The sequence below is a fragment of the Sphingobacterium sp. NGMCC 1.201703 genome (assembly GCF_047784615.1).
Classification (GTDB): domain Bacteria; phylum Bacteroidota; class Bacteroidia; order Sphingobacteriales; family Sphingobacteriaceae; genus Sphingobacterium.
Map to the genome: position 1 here is coordinate 642,154 of NZ_JBLOHD010000004.1, position 7,331 is coordinate 649,484.

Genomic DNA, 7,331 nt, shown 5'->3' on the forward strand with positions numbered 1-7,331 from the left:
CCTATTCTTTTTTAATTGCTGCAATATGTGCGATTAATCTTTCTTCATCGTTCCCTTTTCTCTTAAGTTGATATGCCAACTGAACGCTTCCTCCAATAAATGTGGCGTATGTCCTCCCCGCTCACAGGCACGATTATAATAATCCAATAGTTGTGCTTTGAAATCCGGATGTACACAATTTTCAATGATAACCTTAGCTCTTTCGCGAGGTGCCAAGCCTCGCAAATCAGCCAAACCATAATCTGTCACCAAAATATCGACATCATGCTCGGTATGATCCACATGAGATACCATAGGAACAATATGGGAAATCGTGTCGCCCTTAGAAGCTGCTTGTGTGACAAAGATGCTTAAGTAGGCATTCCGTGCAAAATCTCCAGAGCCTCCTATTCCATTCATAATGTTGGTGCCTGAAGTATGCGTGGAGTTTACATTGCCATAAATGTCAAATTCTATCGCTGTATTAATCGCAATAATCCCCAAACGTTTGATCAATCCAGGTGTGTTGGATATGTTTTGGGGGCGCAACACGATCTTGTCGCGGTATTTGTCCAAATGGTCAAATACACGTGAATAACATTCTGCGGATACAGTAATGGAAGAAGCCGACGCAAAATCCAGTTTACCTGCATCAATTAAGTCAAATGTACTATCCTGTAATACCTCCGAAAACATGGTTAAATTATGGAATTTACTATGGATAAAACCTGTCAGTACCGCATTGGCAACTTTCCCAATGCCTGCCTGGAGAGGCATCAAACTCTCGGATAGGTGTCCGAGTTCCACTTCAGTTTCAAAAAAAGCCAATATATGCTTTGCTATTGCTGTTGTTTTGACGTCTGGTTCGGCGATATCGGCCGGGCTATCCAACTCATTGGTAAATACAATACCCACAATTTTACTAGGATCCAATGGGATTGTCTTTCGACCAATTTTATTTTCAGGGGCTACAATAGGGATCACATTACGGCGCGGATAGTCCTCTGCCTGATAGATATCATGTATCCCTTTAATCGTGGTCGGTATAGCGGTATTGACTTCCAAAATCACCTGTTTTGCCAATGCGGCAAAGGTAGCTGAATTTCCAACCGAAGTCGTTGGAACTATACTACCGTCGGATTCGATCGCAGCAACCTCCAAAACAGCGATATCAACTTGTGGAAGATTTTTATTGTGCAGCAGTTCAGCCGTCTCGCTTAAATGCTGATCAATAAAAAGTACGTCTCCAGCATTGATCTTATTGCGGAGGGTACGATCTACTTGAAAAGGCATCCGTTTGGATAAGGCTCCAGCCTCAGCCAACTTACCGTCTGTACCATGCCCTAAAGAAGCTCCTGTAATCAATGTTATTTTTAAAGGATCCTCTTTGGCTCTTTCAGCAAGAGCTGGTAATACAACTTTGCTATCGCCAGCTTTAGTGAAACCGCTTGACCCAACAACCATACCGTCCTTAAATAATTTCGCTGCTTCAGTCGCTGTAATAACCTTATCGTGTAAGCTCTGAATTTTTATCCTTTCGTAAGCCATAATCCCTATAATTTTATTTTTTTTAAGCTATTCATGTAAACTTAAGAAATTGAAACCTATTTTCACTTGCTATTTCGAAAGATATTTGGCTCCCGTAAACATCTCCAAAACAAACAATTTTAACGCTTTTTTCTAGCGTGAATTTATTACCATTTGACACAAAATTATTCAATAGAGACTAACCAGTATTAACAAACTGTATTTCAACAATATACCCCAAAAAAATATTTCATGCTATTTCATGAAAACAGAATCAAATTTCATATAAACCTAATTTTCAGTCACTTATAAATAATAAATTAAAATTCAAGTAAGTAAATACTAACTCGCTTGCTATTTAATTGCAATTTTATTGTAAGCATACACTCACTTTAATCGCCATACGGTCAGGTCTAGCAAAAAAGTCTTACCTTTGCGGCGTAGTTTTATAGGAAAAATGAACATACAAGATACAAAGAGCGATGCGAAATATGTCAACCGCTATTACATGACAGAGGTTGATTCATTTGAAGATAGCATCTATTGCCATCACGCTATCATAGCAGAAAATCATATCACTGAGCATTGCCATGAAAAGGATCAATTTTTATATACAGAAGGTGGTGTTGTTTTTATAAAAACAGATGAAAAATCATATTTTCTCCCTGCCCGGCATTATCTATGGATTCCTGCTGGAATCAAGCACAGTATTCATCCAAGCACCCCTGAGGTAGTGATGCGTAATCTTTATTTTCCAAAAACGAATAATGATACAGCATTCTACAGCAAAATGGGGATCTACCCTGTAAACGATCTATTAATTGAATTGATCATGTTTACCAACCGTTGGAATGGCAATATATTCCCAGTAGAAGAACCGAAATATAGTTTGGCAACTGCATTTAAACTGATTCTACCTGAGTTATCGTTGCACGAACTTCCTTTGGCTTTGCCTTATCCAAGCCATCAGAAATTAAAAGACATTGTTACTTACCTAGAAGAAAATATCGAAGAAAATGTAAGTTTCAAAAAACTTGCAAGCCTCTTTAATATCAGCGAACGCACATTGGCAAGACTCTTTCAGAAGGAATTGAATATGTCATTTATCCAATACTATACCATCCTGAGAATGTTGACTGCGCTCAAGTTACTATTGGATGAAAAACTAAGTGTCAATGAAGTGGCTCTGAAAGTTGGGTATAATAGCTTACCAACATTTAGCAATACATTCAATAAAGTGGTAGGTATTCGTCCCAGCGAGTATGTCAAGCAAAAAGAATTGCTTATTTAAAAATGTTTCCCTAATTTAGGTCAATAAACCTAATTCAGGATGAAATTCAAACATATTATCTATAGTGCTGGAATTTTATTACTCAGCACTTCCGTATTTGGCAATTCTCAAGACAAAAAACCTAAACCCATTCAATTATTCAATGGGAAAGATTTAAAAAATTGGACTCCTAAAATTCGAAATCACAAGGTTGGTGATAACTACAAAAACACATTTCGTGTCGAAGATGGTCTATTAAAAGTCAGATATGATGGTTACGACAACTTCAATTTTCAATATGGCCATCTATTCTATGATAAAGAATTTTCTGCTTATTTATTACGTGTCACCTATCGTTTTGTAGGCGAACAGGCACCGGGAGGTGAGGGCTGGGCCTGGCGTAACAGCGGGGCTATGCTACATGGACAAGATCCTAAAACTATGGGTGTGGATCAAGATTTCCCCATATCTATCGAAGGCCAGCTCTTAGGAGGTAATGGCAAAGACGAACGCACAACGAGTAATCTGTGTACCCCTGGAACAAACGTCGTTATCGACAACAAACTATTTACACCACACTGCATCAGCTCAACGTCAAAGACATATGCTGGAGACCAATGGGTAACAGCTGATTTTCTGGTATTGGGTGATTCACTTGTACAACATATTATGGAAGACAAAGTGGTATTGCAATATACGAAACCTCAAATCGGGGGAGGCAATGTGACCGATTTTGATCCTGCAGTAAAAAAAGACGGACAGTTATTGAAAAAAGGAACTATTTCTCTACAAAGTGAAAGCCATCCGATCGATTTCAAAAAAGTGGAGCTATATGATCTGGAACCTTATATGAAGGATCCCAATAAATTGAAAAAGGTCATTGCGGAATTGTTACCCAATTTAAAGCAATAATCTATCAACGATAAATAAAAAAAGCATCAGTACCGATGCTTTTTTTATTACTATTCGCTTGGAAAGAGAAATCCAAAGTATATAACATAAAGAAAAGGGATACAGCGAGCTGTACCCCTCAATATCTATACAGAAAGCTTACGCTAAACCGTTAACGAATTTAGTTAACTTAGATTTGTTGTTAGAAGCTTTTTTCTTGTGGATCACATTTTTCTTTGCCAAACGATCAAGCATAGAAATTACGCGTGGTAACAATGTTTTTGCTTCTTCTGCAGAAGTTGTGTGACGTAATTTTTTAATCGCGTTACGAGTAGTTTTTGCTTGGTAACGGTTTCTTAAACGTTTAGTAGCGTTTGCTCTAATTCTTTTGATCGCTGATTTATGATTTGCCATTTTTTTTAGCTAATTTTTATTCAATTTTTTCTTGTAATTCGGACTGCAAAAATAACACCTTATTTTCAATATTCAAAATCTATTTTATTTTTTAGGTTTAGTATATTTGCAACATGCAAAAATTATCGATGGATGAACTTCAACGTACAGACGTTGAATCGTTTAAAAAGCAAGAAAAAACACCTATTGCAATCGTTTTGGACAATGTTCGCAGTATGCACAACGTAGGTTCAGCCTTTCGAACAGCCGACGGATTTGCCATTGAAAAAATATATTTATGTGGTATTACCGGAACGCCGCCGCACCGGGAAATCGAAAAAACGGCTTTAGGTGCAACGCAATCTGTTTCTTGGGAATACCATACAGAAACGACCGATGTCGTAACGCAGCTAAAATTGGAAGGCTATACAATCATTGCCATCGAACAAGCCGATGATAGTATCATGTTACATCAATTTGAGCCAAAGTCGGATAAAAAGTATGCGTTAATTTTTGGAAATGAGGTTAATGGTGTAGATGAAGCGGTGATGGAAAAGATCGACAGTTGTATCGAAATCCCTCAATATGGCACCAAGCATTCGCTTAATGTATCTGTCGCAATTGGCATTATCCTTTGGGATTTTATCCAAAAACGCAATCTGAACTAAAAATTTATCAATAAAGGTCATATTCGTATCCACATTACTTCCATTTTAGAAAGCAAAATAGTAGATTTGTGTGCAAAATTTAAAGAAGAAATGAGTGTATTAGTTAATAAAGATTCAAAAGTAATCGTTCAAGGTTTCACTGGAAACGAAGGTACTTACCATGCGACTCAAATGATTGAGTACGGAACAAATGTAGTTGGTGGTGTGACTCCTGGTAAAGGTGGTCAACAACACTTAGACCGTCCTGTATTCAACACTGTTCAAGATGCAGTAGACGCTACAGGAGCTAATGTTTCTATTATCTTTGTACCTCCAGCATTTGCTGCAGATGCAATCATGGAAGCTGCCGCTGCGGGTATCGAAGTGATTGTATGTATTACTGAGGGTATCCCTACAAAAGACATGATCCAGGTAAAATCTTACTTGAGCGACAAAAAATCTCGTTTGATCGGTCCTAACTGCCCCGGTATTATCACTGCAGGTGAAGCTAAAATCGGTATTATGCCAGGATTTATCTTCAAAAAAGGTAACGTAGGTGTTGTTTCTAAATCGGGAACTTTAACTTATGAAGCAGTAGATCAGACTGTAAAAGCTGGATTAGGAATCACGACAGCTATCGGAATCGGTGGTGACCCTATCATCGGTACAACAACTAAAGAAGCTGTTGAATTATTAATGAATGACCCAGAAACTGAAGCTATCATCATGATCGGCGAGATCGGTGGTGGAATGGAAGCTGAAGCTGCACGTTGGATCAAGGAACACGGTACTAAACCTGTTGTAGGTTTTATCGCTGGTCAAACAGCGCCTCCAGGACGTCGTATGGGCCATGCTGGTGCAATCGTTGGTGGTGCTGATGATACTGCTGCCGCAAAAATGAAAATCATGCGTGAGTGTGGTATCCGTGTAGTTGAATCTCCAGCTGAGATCGGAAAAGCAATCGCTGAAGAATTGGCTAAATAATTAGGCAATCAAGCATATAAAAATAAAGGGGATCAAATTGATCCCCTTTATTTTTATATCTATTTTTCTATACTATATTCAAAATGGTATTATATACTGGGCATTGGTTCATCTGCCGAAGGTCCGTATAATCCGGGCACCGGAATGCCGAGTAAACGTAAATATACAGTCAGCTGTCCACGGTGATGGACAATATGGTTATTAACAATAAAACGTATGGCGCCAGCGCGTGGTAAACGTGCTATTTCATAATCTCCAGATTTTAACACCCAGTCCTTATACCAGTCATCTTCTGCTATATTTTCTATGGCGGCTTTGTTTGTCTCTAACCCTTCAGAAAGAATCAATTTCAGTTCTTCTACCGAAGATACTTTCAGTGGATGATAATCTACCTTAAAATCAAATGCATCCTTTGGTATCGCTTTAGACACCCAACCATGTAACTCCACAACATGGGCTGCGAGCTCCCCTAAAGTCATTGATTTTTCGTGCGGTCGCCAATCCAGTTTTTCATTTGGTATCCGATCCAAAATACGTCTGGTATTTTTTGTTTCGTGATCCAATTCGATTAAATAGCTTTTTTTAATGCTCATATAAATATATTATTTCATTAATTGAAAATCCTTCAATACAGTGACTCCATAAGGAGATCTCACTGCTTGATGTGCGGCCTCCCGTGCTATCTGTCCTTCAATATAGCTTACTTTAAGTGGCAAAAAAGCATTATTGACAACGTTTTCTTTAAATAGCGCTTCGTACCAGGTACAGGCCGCAACAAAACGGCCATAATCAAGGTTAAGATGATAGCCATCTCGTGTGAATTGATCGCCTAAATAGCTGGACCGTGCATTCTGGATAGCAGTACCCGAAGGTACCAATACATGAAAATTCCCCCAGTTAAAGACTTCCTGAGAAGTATTTACAATGGCCGTATACATCGCATTCTGATCACGGTTATAGCGAACAAAACCTTCATGTGTCGAACCATTTTGATAAGCCCAGGTTTGATGCAATATATAGTGCGTCTCCGGATACTTCACATGTTTTGTGACATAATCATACAAAAGTGGCAGATCTTTCGCATAGGAGTCATAATCTCCTGAAAGCGGGCTCGCCTGCTGGAAACTGATGTAATCCCAAGCTTCGTCAACCAGAGCCTCTGATAGCCGTTCGTTTGCCTTCTCGGACATATGCCCTTCCAAATTGATCTTCCGATAGCGATAAGCCGGCTTATCTTCCTTCGCATTACTTACATGCAAGCTCAATGGAGCACCACCGATATAGAGATTACCAATTACGATTTTTTTCTTTCCAGCTTTGGCCAATTCATACAGATTCTGCTCAATCGCGTCCTCCGAAAAACTGTTCCCGATGGCCAATATACGCAGAACACCATCATCCAATGACTGTCCCTGCACTTTTAGGCTATTGCTGATAAGGAAAAATACGAGTAAAATACCGAGTAAGGATATCTGTTTAGTTTTCATCATGTATACATTGCTGTAATAACTAAATTAGATAATATCTCTTAGAATTACTAATTGTATAATGGGAAAAACAGCAGGAGCAAAAGTATGCAAACGAAAGAAGCCCTTGACTGTTTCCAGCAAGGGCTTCCGTGTAAAAAAAGGCACCGACCT

8 protein-coding genes are annotated in these 7,331 nt (G+C 38.7%); 4 read left to right on the forward strand and 4 right to left on the reverse strand.

The window, feature by feature from the left end:
• Positions 1 to 33 precede the first annotated feature (33 nt).
• Positions 34 to 1,527 carry a succinate CoA transferase gene (locus tag ACK8HY_RS11025; RefSeq protein ID WP_077438679.1) on the reverse strand — a complete coding sequence of 498 codons (1,494 nt, stop codon included), beginning with the start codon at positions 1,525 to 1,527 and terminating at the stop codon, positions 34 to 36.
• A gap of 436 nt (positions 1,528 to 1,963) precedes the next feature.
• On the opposite strand from ACK8HY_RS11025, the gene ACK8HY_RS11030 reads away from it, so the two are divergent.
• Both ACK8HY_RS11030 and ACK8HY_RS11035 read left to right on the forward strand, forming a co-directional pair.
• Positions 1,964 to 2,797 carry a helix-turn-helix transcriptional regulator gene (locus ACK8HY_RS11030; RefSeq protein ID WP_077438678.1) on the forward strand — a complete coding sequence of 278 codons (834 nt, stop codon included), beginning with the start codon at positions 1,964 to 1,966 and terminating at the stop codon, positions 2,795 to 2,797.
• Positions 2,798 to 2,836: 39 nt separating this feature from the next.
• Entirely contained in the window at positions 2,837 to 3,688 is an 852-nt protein-coding gene (locus ACK8HY_RS11035) for a DUF1080 domain-containing protein (RefSeq protein WP_416133664.1), read from the forward strand.
• Positions 3,689 to 3,826: 138 nt separating this feature from the next.
• On the opposite strand, the gene rpsT is transcribed toward ACK8HY_RS11035, so the two are convergent.
• Positions 3,827 to 4,081: a 30S ribosomal protein S20 gene (rpsT, locus tag ACK8HY_RS11040; protein WP_046671646.1), complete on the reverse strand. Its 255-nt coding sequence runs from the start codon at positions 4,079 to 4,081 to the stop codon at positions 3,827 to 3,829.
• A gap of 113 nt (positions 4,082 to 4,194) precedes the next feature.
• Between rpsT and ACK8HY_RS11045 the strand changes: the two genes are divergently transcribed.
• Entirely contained in the window at positions 4,195 to 4,728 is a 534-nt protein-coding gene (locus tag ACK8HY_RS11045; protein WP_416133665.1) for an RNA methyltransferase, read from the forward strand.
• 90 nt (positions 4,729 to 4,818) lie between these two features.
• The gene (sucD, locus tag ACK8HY_RS11050; RefSeq protein ID WP_077438675.1) at positions 4,819 to 5,691 is read left to right on the forward strand and encodes a succinate--CoA ligase subunit alpha; all 873 of its coding nucleotides are present in this window, start codon (positions 4,819 to 4,821) and stop codon (positions 5,689 to 5,691) included.
• A gap of 89 nt (positions 5,692 to 5,780) precedes the next feature.
• Here the strand turns inward: sucD and ACK8HY_RS11055 are convergent, their stop codons facing one another.
• Together ACK8HY_RS11055 and ACK8HY_RS11060 are read right to left on the reverse strand one after the other, a co-directional pair.
• On the reverse strand, positions 5,781 to 6,284 hold the full coding sequence (locus ACK8HY_RS11055) for a DinB family protein (RefSeq protein WP_416133666.1): 504 nt from the start codon (positions 6,282 to 6,284) through the stop codon (positions 5,781 to 5,783).
• Between the two features lie 9 nt (positions 6,285 to 6,293).
• A complete protein-coding gene (locus ACK8HY_RS11060; RefSeq protein ID WP_254846306.1) occupies positions 6,294 to 7,181 on the reverse strand; it encodes a DUF4886 domain-containing protein in 888 nt (295 codons plus the stop codon).
• Positions 7,182 to 7,331: the final 150 nt, after the last annotated feature.

Coding starts and splice junctions, on each gene's coding strand:
- ACK8HY_RS11025 (WP_077438679.1), bottom strand. CDS start 1,527: ATGGCTTACGAAAGGATAAAAATTCAGAGCTTACACGATAAGGTTATT.
- ACK8HY_RS11030 (WP_077438678.1), top strand. CDS start 1,964: ATGAACATACAAGATACAAAGAGCGATGCGAAATATGTCAACCGCTAT.
- ACK8HY_RS11035 (WP_416133664.1), top strand. CDS start 2,837: ATGAAATTCAAACATATTATCTATAGTGCTGGAATTTTATTACTCAGC.
- rpsT (WP_046671646.1), bottom strand. CDS start 4,081: ATGGCAAATCATAAATCAGCGATCAAAAGAATTAGAGCAAACGCTACT.
- ACK8HY_RS11045 (WP_416133665.1), top strand. CDS start 4,195: ATGCAAAAATTATCGATGGATGAACTTCAACGTACAGACGTTGAATCG.
- sucD (WP_077438675.1), top strand. CDS start 4,819: ATGAGTGTATTAGTTAATAAAGATTCAAAAGTAATCGTTCAAGGTTTC.
- ACK8HY_RS11055 (WP_416133666.1), bottom strand. CDS start 6,284: ATGAGCATTAAAAAAAGCTATTTAATCGAATTGGATCACGAAACAAAA.
- ACK8HY_RS11060 (WP_254846306.1), bottom strand. CDS start 7,181: ATGATGAAAACTAAACAGATATCCTTACTCGGTATTTTACTCGTATTT.